This window comes from Martinezella rhizogenes (genome assembly GCF_007002745.1).
Classification (GTDB): Bacteria; Pseudomonadota; Alphaproteobacteria; order Rhizobiales; family Rhizobiaceae; genus Agrobacterium; species Agrobacterium cucumeris.
Genome location: NZ_SGNY01000001.1, coordinates 34,244 through 60,826 on the forward strand (window position 1 = coordinate 34,244; position 26,583 = coordinate 60,826).

The 26,583-nt window shown below is 60.5% G+C and carries 25 protein-coding genes; 16 read left to right on the forward strand and 9 right to left on the reverse strand.

Annotated elements, in window-relative coordinates; genetic code table 11:
* Together EXN68_RS00170 and relB are read right to left on the reverse strand one after the other, a co-directional pair.
* The gene (locus EXN68_RS00170; RefSeq protein ID WP_142839161.1) at positions 1 to 270 is read right to left on the reverse strand and encodes a type II toxin-antitoxin system RelE family toxin; all 270 of its coding nucleotides are present in this window, start codon (positions 268 to 270) and stop codon (positions 1 to 3) included.
* Positions 254 to 487, reverse strand: coding sequence for a type II toxin-antitoxin system RelB family antitoxin (relB, locus tag EXN68_RS00175; RefSeq protein WP_142839162.1), 234 nt, complete (start codon positions 485 to 487; stop codon positions 254 to 256). The genes EXN68_RS00170 and relB overlap by 17 nt, the downstream gene beginning before the upstream one ends.
* A gap of 156 nt (positions 488 to 643) precedes the next feature.
* On the opposite strand from relB, the gene hisS reads away from it, so the two are divergent.
* From hisS to hisG, 3 genes are read left to right on the forward strand one after another with little or no spacing between them, the layout of a single operon-like run.
* On the forward strand, positions 644 to 2,215 hold the full coding sequence (gene hisS, locus EXN68_RS00180) for a histidine--tRNA ligase (protein WP_142839163.1): 1,572 nt from the start codon (positions 644 to 646) through the stop codon (positions 2,213 to 2,215).
* A gap of 9 nt (positions 2,216 to 2,224) precedes the next feature.
* Positions 2,225 to 3,352, forward strand: coding sequence for an ATP phosphoribosyltransferase regulatory subunit (locus EXN68_RS00185; protein ID WP_142839164.1), 1,128 nt, complete (start codon positions 2,225 to 2,227; stop codon positions 3,350 to 3,352).
* Positions 3,349 to 4,041 (forward strand): ATP phosphoribosyltransferase, encoded by a 693-nt coding sequence (gene hisG, locus EXN68_RS00190; RefSeq protein ID WP_142839165.1) that lies wholly within the window; start codon positions 3,349 to 3,351, stop codon positions 4,039 to 4,041. Before EXN68_RS00185 ends, hisG begins: the two co-directional genes overlap by 4 nt.
* A gap of 64 nt (positions 4,042 to 4,105) precedes the next feature.
* On the opposite strand, the gene EXN68_RS00195 is transcribed toward hisG, so the two are convergent.
* The 5 genes from EXN68_RS00195 to EXN68_RS28040 all read right to left on the reverse strand — a co-directional run bounded on the left by EXN68_RS00195 (position 4,106) and on the right by EXN68_RS28040 (position 8,161).
* Entirely contained in the window at positions 4,106 to 4,552 is a 447-nt protein-coding gene (locus EXN68_RS00195) for a DoxX family protein (protein ID WP_142839166.1), read from the reverse strand.
* A gap of 155 nt (positions 4,553 to 4,707) precedes the next feature.
* On the reverse strand, positions 4,708 to 5,142 hold the full coding sequence (locus tag EXN68_RS00200) for a hypothetical protein (RefSeq protein WP_142839167.1): 435 nt from the start codon (positions 5,140 to 5,142) through the stop codon (positions 4,708 to 4,710).
* Positions 5,143 to 5,776: 634 nt separating this feature from the next.
* The gene (groL, locus tag EXN68_RS00210; RefSeq protein ID WP_046800686.1) at positions 5,777 to 7,411 is read right to left on the reverse strand and encodes a chaperonin GroEL; all 1,635 of its coding nucleotides are present in this window, start codon (positions 7,409 to 7,411) and stop codon (positions 5,777 to 5,779) included.
* Between the two features lie 73 nt (positions 7,412 to 7,484).
* Positions 7,485 to 7,781: a co-chaperone GroES gene (gene groES / locus EXN68_RS00215; RefSeq protein WP_003522946.1), complete on the reverse strand. Its 297-nt coding sequence runs from the start codon at positions 7,779 to 7,781 to the stop codon at positions 7,485 to 7,487.
* Between the two features lie 251 nt (positions 7,782 to 8,032).
* The gene (locus tag EXN68_RS28040) at positions 8,033 to 8,161 is read right to left on the reverse strand and encodes a hypothetical protein (protein ID WP_271044298.1); all 129 of its coding nucleotides are present in this window, start codon (positions 8,159 to 8,161) and stop codon (positions 8,033 to 8,035) included.
* Between EXN68_RS28040 and EXN68_RS00220 the strand changes: the two genes are divergently transcribed.
* From EXN68_RS00220 to EXN68_RS00235, 4 genes are all read left to right on the forward strand, one after another.
* Positions 8,153 to 9,001 carry a TIGR01459 family HAD-type hydrolase gene (locus EXN68_RS00220; RefSeq protein WP_142839168.1) on the forward strand — a complete coding sequence of 283 codons (849 nt, stop codon included), beginning with the start codon at positions 8,153 to 8,155 and terminating at the stop codon, positions 8,999 to 9,001. The two genes, EXN68_RS28040 and EXN68_RS00220, sit on opposite strands and share 9 nt — an antisense overlap.
* 43 nt (positions 9,002 to 9,044) lie before the next feature.
* A complete protein-coding gene (locus tag EXN68_RS00225) occupies positions 9,045 to 10,025 on the forward strand; it encodes a bifunctional riboflavin kinase/FAD synthetase (RefSeq protein ID WP_142839169.1) in 981 nt (326 codons plus the stop codon).
* A 280-nt stretch (positions 10,026 to 10,305) separates the two neighbouring features.
* On the forward strand, positions 10,306 to 13,209 hold the full coding sequence (gene ileS, locus EXN68_RS00230; RefSeq protein WP_142839170.1) for an isoleucine--tRNA ligase: 2,904 nt from the start codon (positions 10,306 to 10,308) through the stop codon (positions 13,207 to 13,209).
* A gap of 198 nt (positions 13,210 to 13,407) precedes the next feature.
* Positions 13,408 to 14,052 carry a hypothetical protein gene (locus tag EXN68_RS00235; protein WP_161991135.1) on the forward strand — a complete coding sequence of 215 codons (645 nt, stop codon included), beginning with the start codon at positions 13,408 to 13,410 and terminating at the stop codon, positions 14,050 to 14,052.
* 62 nt (positions 14,053 to 14,114) lie between these two features.
* Here EXN68_RS00235 and EXN68_RS00240 read toward each other — a convergent pair whose 3' ends face one another.
* The gene (locus EXN68_RS00240) at positions 14,115 to 14,573 is read right to left on the reverse strand and encodes a nucleoside deaminase (RefSeq protein WP_142839171.1); all 459 of its coding nucleotides are present in this window, start codon (positions 14,571 to 14,573) and stop codon (positions 14,115 to 14,117) included.
* 71 nt (positions 14,574 to 14,644) lie between these two features.
* Between EXN68_RS00240 and EXN68_RS00245 the strand changes: the two genes are divergently transcribed.
* The 3 genes from EXN68_RS00245 to EXN68_RS00255 all read left to right on the forward strand — a co-directional run bounded on the left by EXN68_RS00245 (position 14,645) and on the right by EXN68_RS00255 (position 18,199).
* A complete protein-coding gene (locus EXN68_RS00245) occupies positions 14,645 to 16,648 on the forward strand; it encodes a pseudouridine synthase (RefSeq protein WP_142839172.1) in 2,004 nt (667 codons plus the stop codon).
* Positions 16,629 to 17,186 (forward strand): 16S rRNA (guanine(966)-N(2))-methyltransferase RsmD, encoded by a 558-nt coding sequence (gene rsmD, locus EXN68_RS00250; RefSeq protein WP_142839173.1) that lies wholly within the window; start codon positions 16,629 to 16,631, stop codon positions 17,184 to 17,186. The genes EXN68_RS00245 and rsmD overlap by 20 nt, the downstream gene beginning before the upstream one ends.
* Positions 17,187 to 17,272: 86 nt before the next feature.
* Positions 17,273 to 18,199, forward strand: coding sequence for a patatin-like phospholipase family protein (locus tag EXN68_RS00255; protein WP_142839174.1), 927 nt, complete (start codon positions 17,273 to 17,275; stop codon positions 18,197 to 18,199).
* A 203-nt stretch (positions 18,200 to 18,402) separates the two neighbouring features.
* On the opposite strand, the gene EXN68_RS00260 is transcribed toward EXN68_RS00255, so the two are convergent.
* Positions 18,403 to 20,235 carry a monovalent cation:proton antiporter-2 (CPA2) family protein gene (locus tag EXN68_RS00260; protein WP_142839175.1) on the reverse strand — a complete coding sequence of 611 codons (1,833 nt, stop codon included), beginning with the start codon at positions 20,233 to 20,235 and terminating at the stop codon, positions 18,403 to 18,405.
* A 116-nt stretch (positions 20,236 to 20,351) separates the two neighbouring features.
* On the opposite strand from EXN68_RS00260, the gene EXN68_RS00265 reads away from it, so the two are divergent.
* The 6 genes from EXN68_RS00265 (at position 20,352) to lpxK (ending at position 26,440) form a co-directional block, all read left to right on the forward strand.
* Positions 20,352 to 21,698, forward strand: coding sequence for a TldD/PmbA family protein (locus tag EXN68_RS00265; protein ID WP_142839176.1), 1,347 nt, complete (start codon positions 20,352 to 20,354; stop codon positions 21,696 to 21,698).
* Between the two features lie 93 nt (positions 21,699 to 21,791).
* Positions 21,792 to 22,598: a 3'(2'),5'-bisphosphate nucleotidase CysQ gene (locus EXN68_RS00270; protein WP_142839177.1), complete on the forward strand. Its 807-nt coding sequence runs from the start codon at positions 21,792 to 21,794 to the stop codon at positions 22,596 to 22,598.
* Positions 22,599 to 22,659: 61 nt separating this feature from the next.
* Positions 22,660 to 22,899 carry a DUF4170 domain-containing protein gene (locus EXN68_RS00275; RefSeq protein ID WP_046800695.1) on the forward strand — a complete coding sequence of 80 codons (240 nt, stop codon included), beginning with the start codon at positions 22,660 to 22,662 and terminating at the stop codon, positions 22,897 to 22,899.
* Between the two features lie 213 nt (positions 22,900 to 23,112).
* Positions 23,113 to 24,435, forward strand: coding sequence for a lipid IV(A) 3-deoxy-D-manno-octulosonic acid transferase (waaA, locus tag EXN68_RS00280; RefSeq protein ID WP_110757256.1), 1,323 nt, complete (start codon positions 23,113 to 23,115; stop codon positions 24,433 to 24,435).
* The gene (locus EXN68_RS00285; RefSeq protein WP_142839178.1) at positions 24,429 to 25,166 is read left to right on the forward strand and encodes an HAD family hydrolase; all 738 of its coding nucleotides are present in this window, start codon (positions 24,429 to 24,431) and stop codon (positions 25,164 to 25,166) included. The genes waaA and EXN68_RS00285 overlap by 7 nt, the downstream gene beginning before the upstream one ends.
* A gap of 233 nt (positions 25,167 to 25,399) precedes the next feature.
* Positions 25,400 to 26,440: a tetraacyldisaccharide 4'-kinase gene (lpxK, locus tag EXN68_RS00290; protein ID WP_142839179.1), complete on the forward strand. Its 1,041-nt coding sequence runs from the start codon at positions 25,400 to 25,402 to the stop codon at positions 26,438 to 26,440.
* Positions 26,441 to 26,583: the final 143 nt, after the last annotated feature.

The following is a 26,583-nucleotide window of genomic DNA, read 5'->3' on the forward strand; positions in this document are numbered from 1 at the left end:
CTAACGGTAGATTTCACGGCGATGACCGATTTCGACCACCAGCACGACGAGCTTGTGATCTTGTATATCGCAGATGATGCGATAATCGCCTACCCGGTAACGCCAATAATTGCCGAGTTCGGAGCCTTGCAGGGCGGTGCCTGTCCTGCGAGGATTTTCATCTTGGACCACTCGATCTGCGAGAAACGAAACGATGCGGTTCGCATCTTGCTTGGACAGCTTTGCAAGCTGCTTGACGGCGCGGTGCTGAAACTCAATTTTCCAGGTCAAGATTGCGCATCACTTCTTCCAGAGTATAGGTGCGCTCATTGTTTGCAATCTGCCGCCGCGTCGCCTCTTCGGCGAGATAAAGATCTTCCATATCCTCGATATGCTTCTCGATCGCCTCGCGGATATAATAGGCGGAGGTGCGGCCGGTGCGCTCCGAAAGCGCTTTCAGCCGCTCATAGGTCTCATCCGGCAGGCGAATAGCCGTCTGTTTGCTCATTGCTCGCGTCCTTTCCGACCAAAATGGGATACATGCATCCCATATAGCATCGCTTGCCCTGCGCTGCCAGTAAAACCAAAGCCTTTGCGGCTTGCCGCACCGGGCTTCATCCTCTAATACACCGGCATAATTTCAGGAAAATATCGGATCGGCATCATGAGCGAAAAAGCAAAAAAGCCTCAGAAACTGAAAGCCCGCCTGCCGCGTGGCTTCGTGGACCGCTCGGCTGCCGATATCCATGCCACCAATGAGATGATCGAGAAGATCCGCAGGGTATACGAGCTTTACGGGTTCGATCCGATCGAAACGCCGCAGTTCGAATATACCGATGCGCTCGGCAAGTTCCTGCCGGACAGCGACCGTCCGAATGAAGGCGTTTTTTCGCTGCAGGATGATGACGACCAGTGGATGAGCCTGCGCTACGATCTGACCGCGCCGCTAGCCCGTCATGTCGCGGAAAACTTCAACGAAATCCAGCTGCCATACCGCACCTATCGCGCCGGTTACGTCTTCCGCAATGAAAAGCCCGGCCCCGGTCGCTTCCGGCAGTTCATGCAGTTCGATGCCGATACGGTGGGCGCCGCCGGCGTGCAGGCGGATGCCGAAATGTGCATGATGATGTCCGATACGCTGGAAGCACTGGGCATTGCGCGGGGTGACTATGTCATTCGCGTCAATAACCGCAAGGTGCTCGATGGCGTCATGGAAGCCATCGGTCTCGGTGGCGAAGACAATGCCGGCCGCCGCCTCAACGTGCTGCGCGCCATAGACAAGCTCGACAAGTTCGGCCCTGAGGGTGTGAAGCTGCTACTCGGCCCCGGCCGCAAGGACGAGTCCGGCGATTTTACCAAGGGTGCAGGTCTTGGCGACGAACAGATCGAAAAAGTGCTGTTTTTCGTCGGCATCAAGGATTACGCGGCAAACGCCGACGATCTGGCGAAACTCGTGGCGGGCACCTCGAAAGGCGAGGAAGGCGTTGATGAGCTGAACGTCATTGGCGCCTTGGTCACCAGTGCCGGTTACGATGCGACGCGCATCAAGATCGACCCCTCCGTCGTGCGTGGTCTCGAATATTACACCGGCCCGGTCTATGAGGCCGAACTGACCTTCGATGTCACCAATGAAAAGGGCGAAAAGGTCGTGTTCGGCTCGGTCGGCGGTGGCGGCCGTTATGATGGCCTCGTTTCGCGCTTCATGGGCCAGCCTGTACCGGCCACGGGCTTCTCCATCGGCGTCTCGCGCCTGATGACGGCGCTGAAGAACCTCGGCAAGCTCGGTCAGGTCAAGCCGCTTGCACCGGTTCTCATCACCGTCATGGATGGCGATGTGGAAAGCATGGGCCGTTACCAGCGCTTCACCCAGGCGCTACGCGCCGAGGGCATTCGCGCCGAAATGTACCAGGGCAACTGGAAGAAATTCGGCAACCAGCTGAAATATGCCGATCGCCTCGGCTCCCCCATCGCCATCATCCAGGGCGGTGACGAGCGTGCCGAAGGTGTGGTCCAGATCAAGGATCTGATCGAAGGCAAGCGTCTGTCCGGCGAAATCGAGGACAATGCCAGCTGGCGCGAGGCGCGTGTGGCGCAGGTCAGCGTACCGGAAGCTGAAGTGGTGGCGAAGGTCCGCGAGATTCTTGAGCATCAGGCAGAGGACGTTCGCCGCGCCGCCGGAAATTTCGAACGCCCCTACGATCCCACGCAAAGCGGCGATCGTGATGATAATATCTGAGGGTTGACGATGCCCCTGATCGACATGCCGGAATTTTCCGGAGAGCTACTGGAAGAATTCGCCGCGCGCCGCACAAGCCGTGTGAACACGCCGGTCATCCAGCCCGCCGAACCGTTTCTGGATATGGCCGGCGAGGATCTGCGCCGCCGTATCTTCATGACGGAGAGCGAAACGGGTGAGAGCCTGTGCCTGCGCCCCGAATTCACCATTCCGGTCTGCCTTCGTCATATCGAGACGGCGACCGGCACGCCGAAGCGTTATTCCTATCTCGGTGAAGTCTTCCGCCAGCGCCGTGAGGGAGCCAACGAGTTTTATCAGGCCGGTATCGAGGATCTCGGCGATACCGATATCGCCGCCGCCGATGCCCGTGCCGTCATCGATGCGACAGGCATTCTGCAGCGCCTGCTGCCGGGCCGGTCGCTGGCCGTCACGCTGGGCGACCAGCAGGTATTCGAGGCGGTGGTTGCTGCCCTCGGTCTGCCGCTCGGCTGGCAAAAGCGGCTGGTGCAGGCCTTTGGTGACATGGCGCAGCTGGACGCGCTGCTGGAAAGCCTCGTGCATCCCAAGCCCATGACGGGGCTTGACGCCCGCGTCGCCGGCCTGCTGGCGACGGGTGACGAGACTGTGCTGGTCGATTATCTCGATACGGTGATGCAGGAGACGGGTTATTCCACCAATGCCAGCCGCTCGCCGCAGGAAATCGCCCGCCGTCTGCGGGAGAAACTGGCGCTCGCGGCCACGCGGCTGCCGGATGAGAGTTTCGAGCTGCTAAAACAGTTCCTGGCCCTTCAGGCACCCTTGCCGCAGGCCTCGCAGGTCCTTGGCGATTTTGCCGCAAAGGCGAAGCTGAAGCTCGACGGTGCGCTCTCCGCTTTCGACAAACGTGTCGCGGCGCTCGCCAATGCCGGCGTTGATCTCCAAACCGTCACCTATGGCGCGGCCTTCGGTCGTCCACTCGATTATTATACCGGCCTTGTCTTCGAGGTGGTGGAAGCGGGCGGCGATAGCGTGCTGGCCGGTGGTGGCCGTTTCGACCGGTTGCTGACCCTGCTCGGCGCGCAGGAAAAAATCCCGGCCGTGGGCTTTTCGCTCTGGCTGGATCGCATCGAAGTGGTGCGCGGGAGCGATAAGCCATGATCACCATCGCATTGCCCTCCAAGGGCCGGATGAAAGAAGATGCCTCTGCCGTTCTGGAACGCGCCGGGTTGAAAGTCGCGCCTGTCGGCAATGACCGCTCCTATCGCGGCCGCATCGAAGGACGCGATGATATCGAGATCGCCTATCTGTCGGCCTCGGAGATCGCCCGCGAAATCGGCGCTGGCACGGTGGATTTCGGTGTCACGGGTGAGGACCTTGTGCGCGAGGGGCTGACCAACGCCGATGCGCAGGTGGAATTCTGCGCCCGCCTCGGTTTCGGCCATGCCGACGTCGTGGTCGCGGTGCCGGAAATCTGGCTGGATGTGGACAGCATGGCCGATCTTGGCGATGTGGCGTCTGAGTTCCGCGCCCGGCATGGCCGGAGACTGGCGATCGCCACCAAATATTGGCGGCTGACGCAGCAGTTCTTTTCGCGCCAGCATGGCATCCAGCTTTACCGCATCGTCGAAAGTCTCGGCGCCACCGAAGGCGCGCCGGCCGCAGGCCAGGCGGATATCATTGTCGATATCACCTCCACCGGCTCGACACTCAAGGCCAACCACCTGAAAATCCTCTCGGACGGCATCATCGTTCGCTCGGAAGCCTGTTTCGTCCGCGCCCGTAAACCGGAGCATGAGAATGATGCGGCGGTTCACGAGATTGCCTCGCGCATAAAAGCGGCGCTCTGAGATTGAAAACAAAAAAAGCCGCCGGATCGCTCCGGCGGCTTTTTTGTTGGTTGTTTTATTCGGCTCAGGCGTGGGCCAAAGCCGCGCCGCGCTTGGCGTCGACGGAATAGGCGCCCGGGCCGAAGGCGGCGAGCAGGATGTAAGCGCCGGCAAGGGTGATGTTCTTCATCAGCATGATGCCGTTCAGTGCATTGATCCAGCCGAGAGCCGGGTCAGGCCAGCCGGGAACGGCAACGGTGCCGCTGTGGAAAACCAGGCCGGTGAAGACGCAGAAGGCGGCAAGCGCCCAGGCGGCGATCTTCGTCTGGAAGCCGGCGAGGATGGCAAGGCCGGCTAGGAGTTCGAAGAGACCTGCGAGATAGGCTAGTATTGCGGCGGCGGGCAGGCCTGCACCGGCAATCATGCCGGCGGTGCTGGAGGCATCGGTAAGCTTGCCGAAGCCGGAATAGATGAAAATGAAGGAAAGCAGAATGCGGGCGATGAGAACGAGAACGTTCTGGCTGCTGGTCATGGATATCTCCGGTAGATGATCGGCGTTTCGCCGGTTAGCTGCAAGGCAATGTCTGGAAATATCAATGGCCGAAATTCATCCGCCCATAAAGATGAACAATAGAAGACAAATTGTCTTCATTTTGTGAACGAAGCTCAGTCGCGTGATGTTACTGTTTAGGCGGCGAAGCGAATATCTTCGAAACGCGGAAACAGGAACAGCCCGGAAATCCGGCCCTGCTGACCCTCTTCGAAACCGGAGGATTCGCCCATGCAGATGACCGGCTGCCGCATTGTGGGCAGGATGGAGACGCCGGTCGAAAAACAGAAACGCGAGGCTGCGGTGGAAGCCTGCTCGAAAAGCTCCAGCACACGGGCATGGTCGCCGCGATCATAACAGCGGATCAGACTGAGCAGACCACATTCGCCCGGCGGCAGGCCGTGCATGAAAGACGCGTGTTCACCAAGCCGGAGGACGCCGCTCGAAAGATCACTGTTCCATTCCTCTGAAATGAAGAAATGCGACAGGGTTCGCGGATCGGGCATGGTCGCCGCGGCCATAGGCAGAGCATCGTTGCGTCTTGATATTTCGAACAAATCGCGCCCCCGCATGAACATCGTGCCGGCGCCGCTGTTTCCAAGCTTCGCCGCCAGGTCGAATTTTCACCGCCATCCGCAGTCGGACGTTTTGCCAGGCATTGAAACCCCTTCAATGCTTGCATCCAGTCGCGGCACCCTTATGGGGGGTGACTTATAGTTTATTTTCTTCCACCTACAACAACCGCTTAGTGAGAAAATCAAAAATATTATGTATTCCTTCATCGTAATCGCGAAATATATGAAAAAAGACAACTAATCGTCGCACTTATAGGCTTGATGAAGCGGAAATTCGGTCTGCCAGCGATGGTGATTCGCCTTTCTTGATGGCCGATTATTGCATGGGTCATCGAAAACAAGTCGGCTAAATTAGCCGCTGTCTCAAAAAGAGACAATATTTTGAGCCAGTGCCGGTCATCCCGCGCGAGAAGATATTATACCATCCCGCATGACAGTCTTTCCTATGAAATTTTAAGGGAAGAGAGCGATCCGAAGGCCGCCCTTTCCTCATTCCGGTGACAGGACTGATTGGAAGTCCATGCCGCCCGTCCGGTGCGTTCGCGACGCCGGACTTTTTAAAAAGGCATGGGCGGCAACGAAAAAGGGCGATCCGAAGACCGCCCTTTCTTAATTTCAGTGACAGGACTGATTAGAAGTCCATGCCGCCCATGCCGCCGCCCGGCATTGCCGGCATCGCAGCTTCCTTCTTCGGAAGTTCAGCGATCATGGCTTCGGTGGTGATCAGCAGGGAAGCAACCGAAGCTGCGTTCTGCAGAGCCGTGCGAACAACCTTGACCGGGTCGACGATGCCGAGCTGGATCAGGTCGCCATATTCGCCGGTCTGGGCGTTGTAGCCGTAGTTGTCTTCGTTCTTGTCAAGGATCTTGCCAACAACGATGGAAGCTTCGTCACCGGCGTTTTCTGCGATCTGGCGAACCAGAGCCTGCAGAGCCTTGCGCACGATGTTGATGCCGGCTTCCTGGTCGTCGTTCTCGCCCTTGGCGGAGATCTTCGTGGAAGAACGCAGCAGAGCTACGCCGCCGCCCGGTACGATGCCTTCCTGAACGGCAGCGCGCGTCGCGTTGAGAGCGTCGTCGATGCGGTCCTTCTTTTCCTTCACTTCGACTTCCGTCGAACCGCCAACGCGGATAACGGCAACGCCACCAGCGAGCTTGGCAAGACGTTCCTGCAGCTTCTCGCGGTCGTAGTCGGAAGTGGTTTCTTCGATCTGTGCCTTGATCTGGGCAACACGACCTTCGATGTCGGACTTCTGGCCGGCGCCGTCAACGATCGTGGTGTTTTCCTTGGAGATCGAAACCTTCTTCGACTTGCCGAGCATGTCGAGGGTAACGTTTTCGAGCTTGATGCCGAGGTCTTCGGAAATGACGGTACCACCGGTCAGGATGGCGATGTCTTCCAGCATGGCCTTGCGGCGGTCGCCGAAGCCCGGAGCCTTGACGGCAGCGATCTTGAGGCCGCCACGCAGCTTGTTGACGACGAGCGTTGCAAGAGCTTCGCCTTCGACGTCTTCAGCGATGATGACGAGCGGCTTGCCGGTCTGAACGACAGCTTCGAGAACCGGCAGCATGGCCTGAAGGTTCGAGAGCTTCTTTTCGTGCAGGAGGATGTAGGCGTCTTCGAGGTCCGCAACCATCTTTTCCGGGTTGGTCACGAAGTAGGGCGACAGGTAGCCGCGGTCGAACTGCATGCCTTCGACGACTTCGAGTTCGGTTTCAGCGGTCTTGGCTTCTTCGACGGTGATGACGCCTTCGTTGCCAACCTTCTGCATTGCTTCAGCAATGTCGAGGCCGATCTGGCGCTCGCCGTTTGCAGAGATCGTGCCGACCTGTGCAACTTCTTCCGAGGTGTTGATCTTCTTGGCCTTGGCCTGAAGGTCCTTGACGACTTCAGCAACGGCGAGATCGATGCCGCGCTTCAGGTCCATCGGGTTCATGCCGGCAGCAACTGCCTTTGCACCTTCGCGAACGATGGCCTGGGCCAGAACCGTTGCGGTGGTGGTGCCGTCACCGGCGATGTCGTTGGTCTTGGAGGCAACTTCGCGAACGAGCTGTGCGCCCATGTTCTCGAACTTGTCTTCCAGTTCGATTTCCTTGGCGACGGAAACGCCATCCTTGGTGATGCGCGGAGCGCCGAAGGACTTGTCGATAACGACGTTACGACCCTTCGGGCCGAGGGTTACCTTCACTGCATCAGCAAGAACGTCGACGCCCTTGAGCATCTTTTCGCGCGCTGTGCGGCCGAATTTTACTTCTTTGGCTGCCATGTTCAAAACTCCTGGTTTCGAATGGCCGGAACGGGTCCGGCTTGAAATTTAAGGAAGGACGGGTTCGGCCAGATCAGCCGATGATGCCCATGATGTCGGCTTCCTTCATGATCAGAAGGTCTTCGCCGTTGAGCTTGACTTCGGTGCCCGACCACTTGCCGAACAGAACGCGGTCGCCAGCCTTGACGTCGAGAGCGACGACCTTGCCAGACTCATCGCGTGCGCCGGAACCGACGGCGACGATTTCGCCTTCCTGCGGCTTTTCCTTGGCGGTATCGGGAATGATGATGCCGCCCTTGGTCTTGGCTTCGGATTCAACGCGACGAACGACGACGCGATCGTGAAGCGGGCGGAAATTGGTGCTTGTCATTGCCTAATCCCTCGATCAAATGACTTCACGAACCTTCAGAGGCTCGCGTGATGGGTGTTAGCACTCTTCTTGTTTGAGTGCCAGCGAAGCCGAGATAAGGAGGCCTTCTGCCTGAGTCAAGAACGGCCTGTCGGAAAAATTTCATGGCTTATGGTTATCAGCGTTCCATGACAGAAATTTCCCAGGCGCTGACCGGCGGGTGAAAACCAACCCTTTTGCCAACGCCTCATCGTTTCGGGCCTAACTGGGTTTTATGTCCGCACGGTGGCGGGTGGATTGCAGGCAGGCTCGACACCGCTTTTTTCCTTGCCATCGGCGTCCTGCTTTGCCATGTCACGCACACCCTTTTCTCGCATCCGGAAAGCATTCTTATGGCCCATCGCATTCTCACCCTCGGCGAAATCACTGATGGGTTCGACGTTATTCTCTCGGATGTCTGGGGCGTGCTGCACAATGGCGTCAACGCGTTCCCGGATGCCGCAGTTGCGCTTCAGGACGCGCGCAAGGCCGGCAAGACGGTGGTGCTCATCACCAATTCCCCGCGCCCGGCTCCCGGTGTCATCGCCCAGCTGCGTGTTCTCGGCGTGCCGGATGAAGCCTATGACCGCATCATCACCTCCGGCGATGTCACCCGCGGACTGATTGCGGAAGGCCCGAAAAAAGTCTTCCTGCTTGGCCCGGAGCGGGACATGCCCTTGCTGGAAGGCCTCGATGTCGAACGGGTTGGCGAGACGGAGGCACAATCCGTTGTCTGCACCGGTTTCTTCGATGACGAGACGGAAACGCCCGAGGATTATACCGAAATGCTGAAGGGCTTCATTGCCCGTAAAGCCCCGATGATCTGCGCCAATCCCGATCTGGTGGTGGAGCGCGGCGAGCGCATCATTCCCTGCGCTGGCGCCATGGCCGCTTATTATGAACAGCTCGGTGGCGAAGTCCGCATTGCCGGCAAGCCGCACACGCCGATCTATGAAGCCTGCCTTGCTGCGGCCAGGGAAGTTCGCGGCACCTTCGCCAAGGATCGCGTGCTCGCTATCGGTGACGGCATGCCGACAGATGTGAAGGGCGCGATTGCGAGCGGTCTCAACCTTCTTTATATCAGCGGCGGCATTCACGCCGCCGAATATACGCTGAACGGCCAGACGGACGAGGCGCTGCTGAATGCCTATCTCAAGGGGCAGGGCGCCGCTCCCGGCTGGTGGATGCCCCGCCTTGCCTGAGAAACATCTGGCCTAAGCTGGCGAAAACAATGGATCGAATGCCATGACCGTCTTTCATCGCAATGAAAAAAAGGAGCCGCTGCCGGACAATCTTCGCGGCGGCGTCATCGCGATCGGCAATTTCGACGGCGTGCATCGCGGCCACCGCGCCGTGTTGGACCGGGCACTGGAACTGGCGGAAGCCCGTGGCGTGCCCGCGCTGGTGCTGACCTTTGAACCACACCCGCGTTCCGTCTTCCGTCCTGACGTGCCGGTCTTCCGCCTCACGCCCGCGCCTTTGAAGGCGCGCATTCTCGAGGCCATCGGCTTCCGCTCCGTCATCGAATATCCGTTCGACCGGGAATTTTCGCAGCGTTCGGCAGAAGAATTCGTTCAATCCATTCTGGTCGACTGGCTGGGCGCCAGCGCTGTCGTCACCGGTTTCGATTTCCATTTCGGCAAGGGCCGCGAAGGTGGTCCGGCATTTCTGATGGCTGCCGGCAAGCGCCACGATTTCGACGTGACGCTGGTGGACGCATTCCGCGACGAGGGGGCCGATGTCGTCTCCTCCAGCCGTATCCGCTCGCTTCTGTGCGAGGGCGATGTGGCGGGCGCTGCCGGACTGCTTGGCTATCGTTTCACCGTGGAAAGTGAAGTCATAGACGGCAAGAAGCTCGGGCGCACGCTGGGTTATCCCACCGCCAACATGGCGCTGGCACCGGAGACGGAACTGAAGGCGGGCATCTATGCCGTGCGGTTTCGCCGTCCCGATGGTTCGATCCGTGATGGCGTCGCAAGCTTCGGTTACCGCCCGACCGTCACGGAAAACGGCGCGGCCCTGCTTGAAACATTCGTCTTCGATTTTTCGGGAGATCTCTACGGCGAAGTCTGTTCGGTATCCTTCTTCGGCCATCTGCGCGACGAGCTGAAATTTGACGGTCTCGAACCGCTGGTGGCGCAGATCAGGCGCGACGAGGAAGAGGCAAGGGCGATGCTGTCGGGCGTGCGGCCGCTGAGCGAACTGGACGCCAAGATCGCCTTTTGAGCTGAAAGGGTCGACAGACCCTTATTCCGGCCCCGATTGCTGTCGCTTTTCTCTTCCTTTTTACTGGAAAACCGCATAAACAATCCGCCATGTCCCAATACCGGTTGATGTTTAAAACTCAGATTGGCCGAATTATTGGCCCGGCTTTCCGCCCGCTCTGACGAGCCGGAAGGTCCGGGATTTTGGCGCTTGTCATGACATTTGTCATGGCGCTTTCCGTATTTGCCCTGTTTTGAATTGAGACGGCGCGACCGACACGGCGCGCAACAACGGTACGATTATGAGCGACACCGCAGAAAAACTCGACTATTCCGCCACCCTCTATCTGCCGCAGACGGATTTTCCGATGCGCGCCGGCCTGCCGCAAAAAGAACCGGAAACGGTGAAGCGCTGGCAGGAGATGGGCCTTTACAAGCGCCTGCGCGCCTCCGCCGCCGGCCGCGAAAAATTCGTGCTGCATGACGGCCCGCCCTATGCCAACGGCAACATCCACATCGGCCACGCGCTGAACAAGATCCTGAAAGACGTCATCACCCGCTCGTTCCAGATGCGCGGTTACGACGCCAATTACGTGCCGGGCTGGGATTGCCACGGCCTGCCGATCGAATGGAAGATCGAGGAAGCCTATCGCGCCAAGGGCAAGAACAAGGACGAGGTTCCGGTCAACGAATTCCGCAAGGAGTGCCGTGAGTTTGCGGCCGGCTGGATCAAGGTGCAGTCGGAAGAGTTCAAGCGTCTCGGCATCGAGGGCGACTTCGAAAACCCCTACACGACGATGAACTTTCACGCCGAAGCGCGCATCGCCGGCGAGTTGCTGAAAATCGCCCGCACCGGCCAGCTCTATCGTGGCTCGAAGCCGATCATGTGGTCGGTGGTTGAACGCACGGCGCTGGCGGAAGCCGAAGTCGAATATGCGGATGTCGAGAGCGACATGATCTGGGTGAAATTCCCGGTCAAGGATGCGGTTCCCGGTCTTTCCGACGTATCCGTCGTCATCTGGACAACGACGCCGTGGACCATCCCCGGCAACCGCGCCATCGCGTTTTCTTCGCGGGTCGAATACGGCCTGTTCGAAGTCGAAAGCGCGCAGAACGATTTTGGCCCGCAGCCGGGTGAAAAGCTGATCTTCGCCAAGAAGCTTGCCGATGAGGCAGCGGCCAAGGCGAAGCTGACCTTCAAGCTTGTTCGCGATGTGAAAACCGAAGAACTGGCCGCCATCACCTGTGCCCATCCTCTGGCGTCGCTCGGCTACGATTTCCCGGTTCCGCTTCTCGATGGCGATCACGTCACCGATGATGCCGGTACGGGTTTCGTTCACACCGCGCCGAGCCATGGCCGTGAGGACTTTGATGTCTGGACCGCGCATCACCGCGAGCTGGAAGCGCGTGGCGTTTCGTCGGCCATCCCGTTCCCGGTTGGCGATGACGGTTTCTACACCGAAGACGCTCCCGGTTTCGGCCCGTCCGCCGAGGGAGGCGCTGCCCGCGTCATGGATGATAACGGCAAGAAGGGCGATGCCAACGACCGCGTCATCAAGGCGCTGATCGCTGCCAATAACCTGTTTGCCCGTGGCCGTCTGAAGCACAGCTATCCGCATAGCTGGCGCTCCAAGAAGCCGGTCATCTTCCGCAACACGCCGCAATGGTTCGTCTATATGGACAAGGAACTGGGCGACGGCACGACGCTGCGTTCGCGTTCGCTTGACGCCATCGACCAGACCCGCTTCGTTCCGGCCTCCGGTCAGAACCGCCTGCGCGCCATGATCGAAGGTCGTCCCGACTGGGTTCTGTCGCGCCAGCGCAGCTGGGGCGTGCCGATCGCCGTTTTCGCCGACGAAAAGGGTGAAGTTCTGGTCGATGAAGCCGTCAATGCCCGCATCCTCGAGGCCTTCGAGGCCGAGGGCGCTGACGCCTGGTTCGCTGAAGGCGCCAAGCAACGGTTCCTCGGTAATGACCACGACCACGACAAGTGGCTGCAGGTCATGGATATCCTCGACGTGTGGTTCGATAGCGGCTGCACCCACACCTTCACGCTGGAAGACCGCCCGGACATGAAGTGGCCGGCGGACGTCTATCTCGAAGGCTCCGACCAGCATCGCGGCTGGTTCCATTCGTCGCTGCTGGAAAGCTGCGCGACACGCGGCCGTGCGCCTTACAACGCCGTTGTCACCCATGGTTTCACCATGGATGAGAAGGGCGAGAAGATGTCGAAGTCCAAGGGCAACGTGGTCTCGCCGCAGGAAGTCATGAAGGACGCCGGCGCCGATATCCTGCGCCTGTGGGTCATGACAACGGACTACTGGGATGACCAGCGCCTCGGCAAGGCCATCATCCAGACAAATGTCGATGCCTATCGCAAGCTGCGCAACACCATCCGCTGGATGCTCGGCACGCTCGCCCATTATGAGGGCGAGGAGGTCGCCTATGACGATCTGCCGGAGTTGGAAAAGCTGGTGCTGCACCGCCTGTCCGATCTGGATAAGGTCGTGCGCGAAGGTTATGACGGTTTCGAATTCAAGAAGATCGCCCGCGCATTGGTCGATTTCTCGAATGTCGAGCTTTCGGCCTTCTATTTCGACATCCGCAAGGACACGCTTTATTGCGACGCGCCGTCGTCGCTGAAGCGCCGGGCCTCGCTGTCCGTCATCGCCAAGCTGTTCGACTGCCTCGTGTCCTGGCTGGCGCCCATGCTGCCCTTCACGACGGAAGAAGCGTGGCTGTCGCGTTATCCGGATGCGGAATCGGTGCATCTCGTCCAGTTCCCGGCAATCCCGGCGGAATGGAAGAACGAAGCTCTTGAAGCCAAGTGGGACAAGATCCGCAAGGTTCGCACGGTCGTGACCGGCGCCCTGGAAGTCGAGCGCCGTGAAAAGCGCATCGGCTCTTCGCTCGAGGCTGCTCCCGTCGTGCACATCGCCGATGCCGATCTTCTGGCGGCGCTGAAGGGGCAGGATTTCGCCGAAATCTGCATCACCTCGGCCATCTCGGTGGTGGGCGATGAAGGCCCGGCCGATGGCTTCCGTCTGCCGGAAGTGGCGAAGGTCGTTGTCGAACAGAAGCTGGCGGAAGGTGCAAAATGCGCCCGCTCCTGGCGCATCACCACCGATGTCGGTTCTGATCCGCAATATCCTGACGTATCGGCCCGCGATGCCGCGGCGCTGCGCGAGCTTGCCGCCCTGGCATGATTTCAAGCTGCGCATCGTTCTTTTCGAAACCGATTTCGGTTTCGGGCCGATGCGCGAGGAAAATAACCGGATGAATTGCGCTTTGCCTCTTCATCCGGTACACCTGCCTGAAAATGGCCGGATTTGCACGGCAATGCGGGCTGCTGCCTGCCGAAAGACGATGTCTGGCAAAGTGGGACGGACGGCTGGAAGGGTTCGATGAATATGATGCAGGGTAATGCGCAGGGTTTGGGCATGTTTCGCACGGTTGTTGGCATCACCGCTATAGGCGTGTTGCTCGGCGCCTGCACCAGCCCGACCTACGGTACAGGTAAGACGGCGGCGGAACAGCTTGTCGACGATCTCGGCAACGCGACCTCGATCACCGGCAACGACCAGGAAAAGCGCAACCTTAAATACAGCCCGCGCCCCGGCCTCGTTGTTCCGGCCCAGTCCCGTGCCGAACAGCTGGCCTCGCCGCAGCAGAACATGGCCAACCGCGAATCCAATCCGCAATGGGTCGAATCGCCGGAAGAAACCCGCGAACGCCTGCGCGACGAAGCGGATGCCAACAAGAACAACCCGCATTACCGCTCGCCACTGCTTGCCGGCAACGGCACGGCCGGTCAGATGACCGAAAGCCAGAAGTGGGAAGCCTTCCGCAAGGCCAAGGCCGACGCTCAGGGTGGCTCTGTCGTCAACGCCCAGCGCCGGTTCCTCACCGATCCGCCGGCTGAATATCGCAGTGTTCCGCAGGATCAGCTGACCGATCTTGGCGAGCCGGAACAGAAGAAGGAAAAGCGCCGCAAGAAAGAAGCGGCCGTGGCAAACACCGGCAAGAGCTGGTGGAACCCTTTCCAGTAAAAACTGGCCAGTAAAAAAACGGCTGATGGCTGGCGGGGAGTTTTGTCTTTCCCGCTCGCCGCTTACTCCTCGAGACGTTTGTCGCGAAAGAACTGCCGCAGAATGTCAGCACTTTCGCTTTCCGCCAGTCCCGAATAAACATCCGGCGCATGGTGGCATGTCGGCTGGCTGAAGAAGCGCACGCCACTCTCCACCGCGCCGCCCTTCGGGTCCTGCGCGCCGTAATAGAGACGGCGAATGCGAGCAAATGAGATCGCCGCCGCGCACATGGTGCAGGGCTCCAGCGTTACGTAAAGATCGGCACCGGGCAGGCGTTCCTGTCCCAGCGCCTCGCATGCCATGCGGATCACGGCGATTTCGGCGTGCGCCGTCACATCGTTCAATTCACGGGTGCGATTGCCGGAACTGGCAATGACCCGGCCGTCCAGAACCAGTACGGCACCGATCGGAACCTCCTGCCGCTCAGCCGCGGCACGGGCTTCCGAAAGCGCCAGTTCCATGAAATGCGTCCTTTCGGCCATTGCGTTTCAATTTCCTCTTAACCCTTGTGCTTGGACCTGATAGGACAGCCCAAACAACAGGCAAACAGCAAATGACTTTTAAAGACAAGCCGAAGCGTGACGGCGGCAAGACATTTAGCCGCGACAACAAGCCGAAAGGCCCCGGCAAACCCGCTGCAGAGCGCGAAAAGAAACCGGCGGAAGCCAAGGCTGCGCCGGCGCAGGAAGCCGTCCTCGGCACCAAGCCCGAGCGTATTTCCAAGATCATGGCGCGCGCTGGCGTTGCTTCGCGCCGCGATGTTGAGCGCATGATCATGGAAGGCCGCGTGTCGCTGAACGGCGTCAAGCTGGATAGCCCGGTGGTCAACGCCACGCTTTCGGACAAGATCGAAGTGGACGGCATGCCGATTCGCGGTGCCGAGCGCACGCGCCTGTGGCTTTACCACAAGCCCGCCGGCCTGGTGACGACCAACTCCGACCCAGAAGGTCGCCCGACCGTTTTCGACAATCTGCCGGGTGAATTGCCGCGCGTGCTCTCCATCGGCCGTCTCGATATCAACACCGAAGGCCTGCTGCTGCTGACCAATGACGGCGGCCTTTCCCGGGTGCTGGAATTGCCGACCACCGGCTGGCTGCGCCGTTACCGCGTGCGCGCCCATGGTGAGGTCGATCAGGCCGCACTCGACAAGCTGAAGGACGGCATCGCCGTCGACGGTGTGCTTTATGGCGCGATCGACGCGACGCTCGACCGTACCCAGGGCCACAATGTCTGGATCACCATGGGTCTGCGCGAAGGCAAGAACCGCGAAATCAAGAACGTGCTCGGCGCGCTTGGTCTCGAGGTCAACCGCCTGATCCGTATCTCCTATGGTCCGTTCCAGCTTGGTGATCTGCCCGAGGGCAAGGTGCTGGAAGTGCGCGGACGCATGCTGCGCGATCAGCTCGGCCCGCGCCTGATCGAAGAGGCCGGTGCCAATTTCGACGCGCCGATCTACAATACATCCGCTGATGACGAGGACGAAGCTCCGGCCAAACGCGCCAAGTCCGAATGGGCAAAGAGCGATGCGCCGGAAGGCAGGCCGCGTTTCGACAAGGCAGCCGGAAAGCCGGAAGACCGCCGCGAAAAGGCGCTCGGACGTCTGGACACCAAACGTGGCGACAAGCCTGCGGGCAAGTTCGGCGCAAAGCCTGCCGGGAAATTCGGTGGCAAGGGCCGCAACGAGGATGATGGCGAAGAGCGCCGCAGCCCCCGCCAGCCGGCGGGCACGAACCGGACGGCCAATGTCTGGATGGCGCCCGGCGCAAGGCCAACGCGTGACGGCAAGGAGCGCAAGTCGTCCGCCCGTGCCGAAGCCGAAAACCTGTTCAAGAAGCCGTCCGCCCAGGAAGAGGCGCGTCGCAGCGTCGTGCGCCATGCCGACGACGAAGGTGAATGGATCCGCTCCGAACCCACCCGTGAGGATGATCGTGGCCACGGCCGCGGCGAACGCCCGGCACGCGGTGAAAAGAGCTTTGGCGATCGCGGTGGACGCGGCGGCAAACCCTTTGGTGGTAAACCATCCGGCGACCGGCCTTTCCGGGATCGCCCCCGCGAAGATGGCGACCGCCCGCGTGGCGAGCGCCCGGCGCGCAGCGGCGCAAAGAGCTTCGGTGATCGTCCCGCGCGCGGCGACAAGCCCTTCGGTGACCGTCCGTTCCGCGACCGGCCCCGCGAAGATGGTGATCGCCCACGCAGCGACCGTCCGCGTGGCGAGAAGAGTTTTGGTGATCGTACGGCGCGTGGTGAAAAGCCATTCAGCGAACGTCCGTTCCGTGACAAGCCGCGCGAAGAGGGGGATCGTTCCGGCAGCGATCGTCCACGCGGCGAGCGACCTTTCGGCGACAAGCCGCGTGGCGGAAAGCCGGGCGGCAGGCCCGCATCGGGCAAGCCGTCCTTCGGCAAATCGGGCGAGCGTGGCGAACGTTCGGGTTTTTCGGGTAAAGGTAAAGGCCCCGGTGGTAATGGCCCCGGCGGCGGCAAGCCGGGTGGCAAAGGCCCGGGTGGCAAACCTTCTGGTGGCAGGGGAATGACACGTAATGCGGATCGTAGGCGGTGAGTTCCGCGGCCGGAATCTGGCCGCGCCGAAAACAAATTCCATTCGTCCGACCATCGACAGGACGCGGGAAAGCCTCTTCAACATTCTGAGCCATGCCTATCCGGAAAGTCTTGACGGTACGCGCGTTCTGGATGTTTTCGCCGGAACCGGGGCGGTTGGGCTGGAAGCCCTGTCGCGCGGCTGTCGTGTGGCGCTCTTCGTCGAAAATGGCGTCGAGGGCAGGGGGCTGCTCTGGGAGAACATCGATGCGCTGGGGCTGCACGGCCGTGCCCGCATCCTGCGGCGTGACGCCACCAAGCTGGGCGGCGTCAACAATATCGAGCCCTTCGATCTGCTCTTCGCCGATCCGCCCTATGGGCAGGGCCATGGCGAAAAGGCTTTTGCCGCAGCCCACGCCGGCGGCTGGCTGACACCCGGCGCGCTCGCCATTCTGGAAGAGCGCGGCGATGTTGCAATAACCGTCGATGCGGCGTTCAAACTGCTCGAAAGCCGTATCTTCGGCGACACGAAAATGCATTTCTACCGCTACGAACCCTGACGGGAAGGCCTTCCCGTCACGCCACGGTCTTGTCTTGTTTGCGCAATAGGCAGGATTTTTTCTGCGAAAAGAATTTGGGTATTCGCATGGAGCAGGGTGTAAACGAAAGCGTCACGATCGTGCGTGCCGGGGAAGATGTCCTAGAAGGCGCCGGCGCGGGTGGCCATGAGCCGACATTCGGACTGGCGCTCGGCGGCGGTGGCGCGCGCGGTATCTGCCACATCAACGTCGTCGAGGCCTTCGACGAACTCGGCATCCAGCCGGTAGCACTCTCCGGCTCCTCCATCGGCTCCATCATCGGCGCGGGCATGGCGGCCGGTATGAGCGGCCGGGAAATCCGCGAATACACCCTCGAACTCATGGGGCGCAAAGGCTCGGTGGCAAACCGTCTCTGGAGCCTCGGCCCGGCATCGATGCGCCATGCGGTCGATGGTTTTCGCCTCGGGCAGTTCAATCTCGAACTCATTCTGCACGCCTTGATGCCGCAGGCCCTGCCGAAGGACTTTTCGGAGCTTGCCATCCCGCTGAAGGTGATAACGACAGATTATTACGCCCAGACCGAAGTGGTGGTGGAAACCGGCGAGATCATTCAGGCGCTGGCGGCTTCCGCCGCTATTCCGGCGTTGTTCATGCCGGTGCGTATCGATGGCCGCATCATGATCGATGGCGGCATCTTCAATCCTGTCCCCTATGAACATCTGCTGGATAAGGCCGATATCGTCATCGGCGTCGATGTGGTTGGCGGCCCGGAAGGAGACGGCACCACCATGCCGAACCGTCTGGACAGCCTGTTCGGCGCCAGCCAGTTGATGATGCAGGCGGCGATTGCCTTGAAACTCAGATTACGCCCACCCCACATCTTCCTGCGTCCGCCCGTCCACCGTTTCGGCGTGCTGGATTTCCTGAAGTCCGAAGAGGTTCTGAATGCCTCCGCCAGCATCAAGGACGATCTGAAACGGCAGATCGAAATGCAGGTGGAGCTGTTTCATCGCGGGCAGGGCGTGGAGGCCTGAGCGCTACGCCGTGAGTATTCGGGAGCGAGCGGGTGCCACGTATTTCTTCTCCCCGCCGGGGAGAAGGTGGCCCGAAGGGTCGGATGAGGGGGGCTAGCTCGCCGAATATCTCGACCCTTGCCCCTCATCCCGCTGCCGCGGTCTTCTCCCCGGCGGGGAGAAGAAACAAGCGGCGCGCTCCCCGTCACTGGCTTGAAGCGGAATCACAGCGACACTTCCGTCTCGCTGTCCTCCAAATCCTCTTCTTCCTCTTCGCGTTTCTCCGCCTTGTTCTTCGGCTTCATCAGCGGCTCCGGTTTCACCTCGCGCACCGGCTTGTTGTGCAGCATCTGCCGGCCGGCAGCGAGGCCCTCCACGGCTTGAAGCTGCAGCCGCTCCTCGTCACGTTCGCGAATATCGTCGGAGATCGCCAGCGCCCGCTCGCCGTCCATATCCAGCCCCTCCAGAATACGCCGCCCGAATAGCAGGCCGGATTCCAGCGTCTCGCGCAGTTCATATTCCACGCCCTTTTTCCTGAGATCGAGGGAGTGCACGCGATCATAAGAGCGGGCATAGATGCGCACGCTTGGAAATTCCGACTGGATCATGTCGATGATGCGGTCGGTCACTTCCTTCTTGTGGGTGCAGACTGCCACCAGATCGGCCCGTTCGATGCCGGCGGCGATCAGCACATCCTTGCGGGTGCCGTCGCCGAAAAAGATGCGGAAACCGAAACGTGCGGCCTGACGCACGCGATCGGCGGAACTGTCGATGACCGTGACGTCGCGCCCGCCGGCGAGAAGGATCTGCGAGGCGATCTGGCCGAAGCGTGAAAAGCCGATCATCAGCACATCCGCGCCAGCCCCGTCGAAATCTTCGTCCAGCGTGTCTTCGGCGGCGTCCTCCGCCGTCAACCGGCGCGATATCACCGCCAGAAGCGGCGTCAGCGCCATGGAAAGCGTGACGACGGCGACGAGGATCGAGGCGGTCGCCTGTGGAAACAGTCCGGAAGCCGCGGCCGTGGTGAAGAGCACGAAACCGAATTCGCCGCCCTGCGCCAAAAGCAGTGCGATACGGCTCGATGCGTAACGCGAAGAGCCGGCAATGCGGCAAAGGCTGTAGATCACCGCCGCCTTGACCGCCATCATTGCCGGCACGGCGATCAGGATGAGGACAATATGCTCATAGACGATGTTGACATGCAGCGACATGCCGACTGCCATGAAGAACAGCGCCAGCAACAGCCCGCGAAACGGCTCGATATCGGCTTCCAGCTCATGCCGGTAGGAGGATTCCGACAGCATCAGTCCCGCCAGCAGCGCCCCCATGCCCATGGAAAGCCCGACAGCTTCCATGATGGCGGCAGCGCCGATGACAACGAAGAGCGCCGCCGCGATCATCACTTCGCGCGCACCCGTGCGGGCGATGATCTGGAACATCGGTGTCAGCAGGAAGCGCCCCGCCAGCACCATGCCGGCCACCGCAACGACCGAGGCGACGAGATCGTAAACCATCGAGTCCGACGCGACATCCGGCCGGTTGGAAAGAATGGTGACGAGGGCGAGAAGCGGCACGATGGCGAGATCCTGAAACAGCAGGATCGAAAACGAGCGGTTGCCGTGCCGCGTGTTCATGTCGCCGTCGTCTTCGAGGATTTGCAGCGCAAAGGCGGTGGAGGAAAGCGCAAGGCCGAAACCGGCGACAAGGCTGCCGCGCGCATCGATCAGCCCCGCCCACCAGGCAATCGCCGCCAGCACGCTGCCCGTCACCAGCACCTGCGCCAGCCCGAGGCCTAAAATATCGCGGCGCATCTGCCAGATACGCGATGGTTTCAGTTCCAGACCGATGATGAACAGCAGGAAAACCACGCCCAGTTCCGAGACATTGAAGATGTCCTTCGCATCCGTGACGAGATGCAGGAACGGTCCGATGATGATGCCGGCCACCAGATAGCCGAGCACGGTGCCAAGGCCGAGCTTGCGGAAAATCGAGGCCGCGATGACCGCTCCGGCCAGAAGCAGCAAGGGTTCGGAAAAGAGAGCGTCGTGCTCGGTCATGCGGGCGGACTTTCGAATATGGTGGCGACAGAGCCTTGCCGATGGAGAAAGCGGCGTTTCGCCCTTGATGCGGGGTTGCTGGCACAATAAATGGAACAGGAATGAAAGGCCAACTCATGTCCTCAGAAATAGATTCTTCCAAACTTCTCGATCGCGCCAGCGAACTTGTCGATCTTGCCCGTGCCGCCGGCGCGGATGAGGCGGATGCCGTTGTCGTGCGCTCCCGCTCGCAATCGGTCGGTGTGCGGCTTGGCAAGGTGGAAAGCACCGAATCGTCCGAAAGCGACGATTTTTCCCTGCGCGTCTTTGTCGGCCGCCGGGTGGCGAGCGTTTCGGCCAATCCGGGCTTTGATCTGAAGACACTGGCCGAGCGGGCGGTGGCGATGGCCAAGGTCTCGCCGGAAGACCCCTTTGCCTGCCTTGCGGACAAGGAACGGCTGGCGACTTCCTATGACGATCTCGAACTTTTTGACGCCACTGAGGTGTCGTCCGATCAGTTGCGCGAGGCGGCACTTGCTTCGGAAGAGGCAGCACTTGCCGTCAAGGGTGTCAGCAATTCCTCCGGCGCCGGCGCATCAAGCGGCATGGGCGGTCTCGTGCTTGCCACATCGCACGGTTTTTCCGGCAGCTATATGGGCAGCCGTTTCAGCCGCTCCGTCAGCGTCATCGCCGGCGAAGGCACGAAGATGGAGCGCGACTACGATTTCGACAGCCGCCTTTATTATGCCGATCTGGATGCAGCCGAAGAAATCGGCCGCCGTGCCGGTGAAAAAGTCGTGCGGCGCATCGGCCCGCGTCAGGTCGATACCGGCAGCAACATCACGGTGGTGTTCGATCCCCGTATCGCCCGCGGTTTCGTCGGCGCCATCGCCGGTGCGATCAACGGCGCCTCGGTTGCCCGCAAGACCAGCTTCCTGCGCGACAAGATGGGCCAGCAGGTTCTGAAAAAGGGTCTTTATCTGACCGACGATCCGCAGATCGTTCGCGGCCCATCCTCGCGTCCCTTCGATGGTGAAGGAGTAAGGGGCGAGAAGATGACGATGATCGAGGACGGCGTGCTGAAGCACTGGTTCCTGTCCACCTCGGCGGCGCGGGAACTTGGCCTTGAAACCAATGGCCGCGGCGTGCGCGGTGGCACCTCCGTCTCGCCGGCCTCCACCAATCTGGCGCTGGAACCGGGCGATATTTCGCCGGAGGATTTGCTGAAACAGGTCGGGTCAGGCTTTTACGTCACCGAACTGATTGGCCACGGCGCCAACATGATAACGGGTGAATATAGCTGCGGCGCGAGCGGTTTCTGGATCGAGAACGGCGAAAAGACCTTTGCGGTTTCCGAGGTGACGATCGCCTCGAACCTGAAGGACATGTTCATGCGGGTCACGCCGGCCAATGATATCGACCGCAAATATGGCGTCGCCGCATCGACGCTGGCGATAGAAGGCATGACGATCGCAGGCAAGTAACCCAGCCTGCGGGTTGTTTTCGCCGGCACTTTATGTGCAAGTGCGAAGAGAAAAACAGGCGCGCCGTTTGAGGCGCGCGGAAAAGACGGCAAAATGAACGATATGGCTGAGGCCCGCTGGGCCTCTGATTTGCGGCTGGTGCTTGAAGCCGCGCGCAAGGCTGGCGAGACGGCTCTCGGTTTCTTCCGCAAGGACCCCGAGGTCTGGTGGAAGAATGGCGGGCTTTCGCCGGTCAGCGCGGCCGACTACGCCGCCAACGAAATTCTCGAAACCATCCTGCGTTCCGCCCGGCCGGATTATGGCTGGCTTTCGGAAGAAACGGATGATGATGCCGACAGGCTGTCCCGCTCCACCGTTTTCGTGGTTGATCCGATCGACGGGACCCGCGCCTTCATTGGCGGCCGGGATACCTGGTGTGTCAGTGTCGCGGTGGTGCATGAGGGGCGTCCGGTCGTCGCGGTCCTTGTTGCCCCGGCGCTTGCCGAGGAATTCACGGCGATTGAAGGCGGCCAGGCGCTGAAGAACGGCCAGGCCATTTCCGTCGCGCGCGGAAATGCCGGCATCTTCCACCTGGCGGCGCCCGAAGATGTGATCGCTTATCTGCCGGAGGAGGTGCGCGCCGGCGTCAAGCGCATTCCGCATGTGCCGTCGCTCGCCTACCGGCTGGCCATGGTGGCGGATGGCCGTATCGACGGGACGCTGGTCAAGGCCAATTCCCACGAGTGGGATTTGGCGGCTGCCGACCTCATTCTGGAAAGGGCAGGCGGGCAGCTTGTCGGCCTCGATGGAAAACCTCTGATGTATAATCGCCGTGAGGTGAACCACCCCGCATTGTGCGCCGCAGCAGATTATGCGCTGCCCGCACTTTTGAAAGCGTTTTCACACGTTTCCGACGGTTGACGTTTGCCCGGAAATCCCGCAGATGAAGGCCTCTCTCAGCGTTTAAGAAAGAGATAAAGACATGACGGAATCCGGCAAACCGAAACAGCTGCTGCACCTCGTCTTCGGCGGCGAACTTGAAAACCTTCAGGATGTTCAGTTCCGGGATTTGAATGCGCTCGATATCGTCGGCATCTATCCGGACTATGCTTCTGCCCTTACGGCATGGAAGTCCAAGGCGCAGATGACGGTCGATAATGCCCATATGCGTTATTTTATCGTGCATATGCACCGTCTTCTCAATCCCGACGACAAAAATTGAGTCCTTTTGCCCTTGCGTTGTAATACTATTGGGTGAAGGCGAGCTTTTCCGTGATTCCTGCCGTTCAACGCAGGCCGGTAGCTCCGGCACGAGAAAATGTGATCGCGCTTTCGTTTCCGATGATAAAAAATGACGCAATTTAAGAAGAAGTAGGCGGCGACAACAACAAGAACAGGGGCAGGCTTTGCGCGGAATGATCAAGGGCAGAATGTCATGAGCAGCCGTATCGCACGTTTCGCTCTTTCGGGTTACCGGATCGCCGGTATCGCCGCCTATCCTTTTGCCCGACCCTATCTTTCCTATCGGGCTGCGAAGGGCAAGGAAGACAAGCGCCGCCGCTTCGAACGTTTCGGTTATGCCAGCGCCGAGCGCCCGCGTGGGCCGCTCGTCTGGTTCCATGCCGCAAGCGTGGGCGAAACACTTGCCCTCATTCCGCTGATCCGCGAAATCCGCAAACGCGATATTTTCGTGCTGCTGACCACCGGCACCGTTACCTCGGCCGAACTGACCCGTACGCGGCTTGGCGACGATGTGATCCACCAATATGTGCCGCTCGACATCAAGATCGCGGTCAACCGCTTCCTCACCTATTGGGCGCCGGATGCTGCCATAACAGCTGAATCGGAAATCTGGCCGGTGACGATGATGGAGCTTGAGCGCCGGCATATTCCGCAGATCCGGGTCAATGCCCGTCTGTCCGACCGTTCCTTCGACCGCTGGAAAAACCGTCACGATATTGCGGAATCGCTGTTTTCCAAGCTGGCGCTGGTGGTTGCGCAATCTGATCTGGATGCCGAACGCTTCCGCGATCTCGGCTCCTGGCCGGTGGTGATATCGGGTAATCTCAAGGGTGATACCGACCCGCCGCCCTGTGACGAGGCGCTGCTGGAGACCTATCGCAAGCAGGTCGGCAATCGCAAGACCTGGGCGGCGATCTCCACCTTCGACGGCGAAGAAAAGGCCGCCGCCACCGTGCATGCGGCGATCAAGTCGCGTAACGGCCAGTTGACCATCATCGTGCCGCGCCATCCCGAGCGTGGCGATGATGTGGAAGCCATGCTGAAGGGCATGGGACTGACGGTGGCGCGCCGTAGCCGCAACGACGTGATCACGCCGGAAACCGATATTTTCCTTGGCGATTCCATCGGCGAAATGGGGCTTTACCTGCGGCTGACCGAGCTTGCCTTTGTCGGCCGGTCGCTCACGGCGGAAGGCGGGCAAAACCCGCTGGAGCCGGCCATGCTCGGCTGCGCCGTATTGTCGGGCGCGCATGTGCAGAATTTCCGCGAGGCCTATCAGAAGCTCATCCGCGCCGGCGGCGGTCGTATCATCCGTGATGTGGAGATGCTGGCCAAGGCGGTGCATTATCTGCTGGTCAACGACAATGAGCGTTACAAGATGATCGATGCCGGCAACCGGGTCATTCAGGATATGCGCGGCGCGCTGTCCTCCACCGTCAAGGCGCTGGAACCCTATATCAACCCGCTTACCGTTTCGGCCAAGCTGCAACCGCGGAGTGCCATCGGTTCATGGTAGCGGATATCGAAGTTGATGCGACGCCGTCGATCGCCGCTGTGCTTTTCGACAAGGACGGAACCCTTTTAGGTTATGACGCCAGCTGGGGACCGGTGAACCGCGAACTTGCGGCGATTGCTGCCAAGGGCGACGCGGCACTTGCCGACCGGCTTCTCATCGCTTGCGGCATGGACCCGATCACCGGCCACGTGGTGCCGGACAGCCTGCTCGCCGCCGGCAACACGGCGGAAATCGCCGCCGGTCTGGTCGCCGCCGGCTCGCCCTGCGATGTTGTCGAACTGACGCAGCGCCTCGACCGGCTCTTCACCGAGGCCGCCGATAAATCCGTGCCCGTCACCGATCTCAAGGCGTTTTTCGCAAGGCTGAAGGCACGCGGCTACAAGCTCGGCATCGCCTCCAGCGACAATGAAAATTCCATCCGCCAGACGGCCATCCGCTTCGGTTTCGAGAGCGATGTCGATTTCGTCGCGGGTTATGACAGCGGTTACGGCACCAAGCCGCAGCCCGGCATGGTTCTCGGTTTCTGCGAGGCGATCGGATTTCCGCCGGAACGTGTGGCTGTTGTCGGCGACAATAACCACGATCTGCATATGGCGAAAAATGCGGGGGCGGGCCTGCGCATCGCCGTTCTGACGGGAACCGGTTCACGCGAAAGCCTCGGTGCGGATGCGCATTATTGCTTTGATGACATTACCGGGCTTGAGGCGCTGCTGCCGGAACGGGTTGTTTAAGAAGGCCCCCCATCTCTTCCGTCATTCCGGCCTCGAGCGGGAATCCAGACAGCCCAAGTCCTTGGGCTGAAAAAAGACTCTTCCCGCCGCGCAGACGCGCGCCGGATGGATTTCGGCTCGAGGCCGGAATGACGGAGAGCTTTTTTGCAATTTACGGTTTTTTCTGGCAAACAACCCCTGACGTATAACATCCGAACGAATGCCGTGGGCGACGCGGCCGGGAGCGGGCATAGATGGTTTCTGAAGCGCCGCCATTCTGGTGGCAGAAAGCGGGCTGGCAGGCATGGCTCCTGTCGCCTTTCTCGCTTCTCTACGGCAAGATCGCCGGACGGCGGATGCGGACGGCAAAGCGGGCAAGCGTGTCCGTTCCAGTGATCTGCATCGGCAATTTCACTGTCGGCGGAGCGGGCAAGACACCGACAGCGATGGCAATCGCCCGGGCTGCTACCGCTAAAGGCCTCAAACCCGGTTTCCTCAGCCGCGGTTATGGCGGCACGCTTGATGTCACAACCCTCGTTGATCCGCAGCACCATCGCTCCGCCGATGTCGGCGATGAGCCGCTGCTTCTGGCGCGCGAGGCGGTGACGGTGATTTCGCGCCGCCGCGTGGAAGGGGCTCACCGGCTGGTGAAAGAGGGTGTCGATCTCATCATCATGGATGACGGTTTTCAGAGCGCCCGCCTGACACTGGACTATGCGCTCGTTGTCATTGATACGATGCGTGGCATCGGCAATGGCCATCTTGTGCCAGGCGGCCCGGTGCGTGCGCCGCTTGTCGAACAGATGCGGCAGATGACCGGCCTTTTGAAGGTAGGCAACGGCCATGCGGCCGATCCACTGATAAGACAGGCGGCAAAGGCTGCCAAACCCGTCTTCGTTGCAGCGATTACACCGCAGGAGCCGCAGGATTTCAGGGGAAAGCGCGTGCTGGCCTATGCCGGCATCGCCGATCCGGCCAAGTTTTATCGCACCGTCGAGGCGCTTGGCGGCGACATCGTGCAGCAGCGCTCCTTCCCGGACCATCACCATTTCAGCGACGACGAGGTGGCGGATCTCCTGCAGGATGCGGGCAAGGAGAACTTGCAACTGGTGACGACGGCCAAGGATGCCGTGCGTCTCAATGGGCATCACGGTCGGGCAGAGGAACTGCTGTGGAACAGCCAGGTTATCGAGATCGACATGGTGTTCGATGACCCTAATGCGGCCTCAACGATCATCGACACCGCGATCCAGCATTGCCGCGCCCGCCTGCTGCGGGAAAATGCGCGGTCGTAATTTAGAGGTTGTCGGCAAGGTCCGGAAACCTCTCCTCCGTCATGCTCGGGCCTGTCCCGGGCATCTGCAACCTATCGACTTATGAGACATCAGCAGATCCTCGGCACAAGGCCGAGGATGACGTCGAGTGAGGGTGTCAGCCG

Bases quoted from the DNA above. Each gene is read 5' to 3' on its own strand.
- relB (WP_142839162.1), bottom strand. From the start codon at position 487: ATGAGCAAACAGACGGCTATTCGCCTGCCGGATGAGACCTATGAGCGG.
- hisS (WP_142839163.1), top strand. From the start codon at position 644: ATGAGCGAAAAAGCAAAAAAGCCTCAGAAACTGAAAGCCCGCCTGCCG.
- EXN68_RS00185 (WP_142839164.1), top strand. From the start codon at position 2,225: ATGCCCCTGATCGACATGCCGGAATTTTCCGGAGAGCTACTGGAAGAA.
- hisG (WP_142839165.1), top strand. From the start codon at position 3,349: ATGATCACCATCGCATTGCCCTCCAAGGGCCGGATGAAAGAAGATGCC.
- EXN68_RS00195 (WP_142839166.1), bottom strand. From the start codon at position 4,552: ATGACCAGCAGCCAGAACGTTCTCGTTCTCATCGCCCGCATTCTGCTT.
- EXN68_RS00200 (WP_142839167.1), bottom strand. From the start codon at position 5,142: ATGCGGGGGCGCGATTTGTTCGAAATATCAAGACGCAACGATGCTCTG.
- groL (WP_046800686.1), bottom strand. From the start codon at position 7,411: ATGGCAGCCAAAGAAGTAAAATTCGGCCGCACAGCGCGCGAAAAGATG.
- groES (WP_003522946.1), bottom strand. From the start codon at position 7,781: ATGACAAGCACCAATTTCCGCCCGCTTCACGATCGCGTCGTCGTTCGT.
- EXN68_RS00220 (WP_142839168.1), top strand. From the start codon at position 8,153: ATGGCCCATCGCATTCTCACCCTCGGCGAAATCACTGATGGGTTCGAC.
- EXN68_RS28040 (WP_271044298.1), bottom strand. From the start codon at position 8,161: ATGGGCCATAAGAATGCTTTCCGGATGCGAGAAAAGGGTGTGCGTGAC.
- EXN68_RS00225 (WP_142839169.1), top strand. From the start codon at position 9,045: ATGACCGTCTTTCATCGCAATGAAAAAAAGGAGCCGCTGCCGGACAAT.
- ileS (WP_142839170.1), top strand. From the start codon at position 10,306: ATGAGCGACACCGCAGAAAAACTCGACTATTCCGCCACCCTCTATCTG.
- EXN68_RS00235 (WP_161991135.1), top strand. From the start codon at position 13,408: ATGAATATGATGCAGGGTAATGCGCAGGGTTTGGGCATGTTTCGCACG.
- EXN68_RS00240 (WP_142839171.1), bottom strand. From the start codon at position 14,573: ATGGCCGAAAGGACGCATTTCATGGAACTGGCGCTTTCGGAAGCCCGT.
- EXN68_RS00245 (WP_142839172.1), top strand. From the start codon at position 14,645: ATGACTTTTAAAGACAAGCCGAAGCGTGACGGCGGCAAGACATTTAGC.
- rsmD (WP_142839173.1), top strand. From the start codon at position 16,629: ATGCGGATCGTAGGCGGTGAGTTCCGCGGCCGGAATCTGGCCGCGCCG.
- EXN68_RS00255 (WP_142839174.1), top strand. From the start codon at position 17,273: ATGGAGCAGGGTGTAAACGAAAGCGTCACGATCGTGCGTGCCGGGGAA.
- EXN68_RS00260 (WP_142839175.1), bottom strand. From the start codon at position 20,235: ATGACCGAGCACGACGCTCTCTTTTCCGAACCCTTGCTGCTTCTGGCC.
- EXN68_RS00265 (WP_142839176.1), top strand. From the start codon at position 20,352: ATGTCCTCAGAAATAGATTCTTCCAAACTTCTCGATCGCGCCAGCGAA.
- EXN68_RS00270 (WP_142839177.1), top strand. From the start codon at position 21,792: ATGAACGATATGGCTGAGGCCCGCTGGGCCTCTGATTTGCGGCTGGTG.
- EXN68_RS00275 (WP_046800695.1), top strand. From the start codon at position 22,660: ATGACGGAATCCGGCAAACCGAAACAGCTGCTGCACCTCGTCTTCGGC.
- waaA (WP_110757256.1), top strand. From the start codon at position 23,113: ATGAGCAGCCGTATCGCACGTTTCGCTCTTTCGGGTTACCGGATCGCC.
- EXN68_RS00285 (WP_142839178.1), top strand. From the start codon at position 24,429: ATGGTAGCGGATATCGAAGTTGATGCGACGCCGTCGATCGCCGCTGTG.
- lpxK (WP_142839179.1), top strand. From the start codon at position 25,400: ATGGTTTCTGAAGCGCCGCCATTCTGGTGGCAGAAAGCGGGCTGGCAG.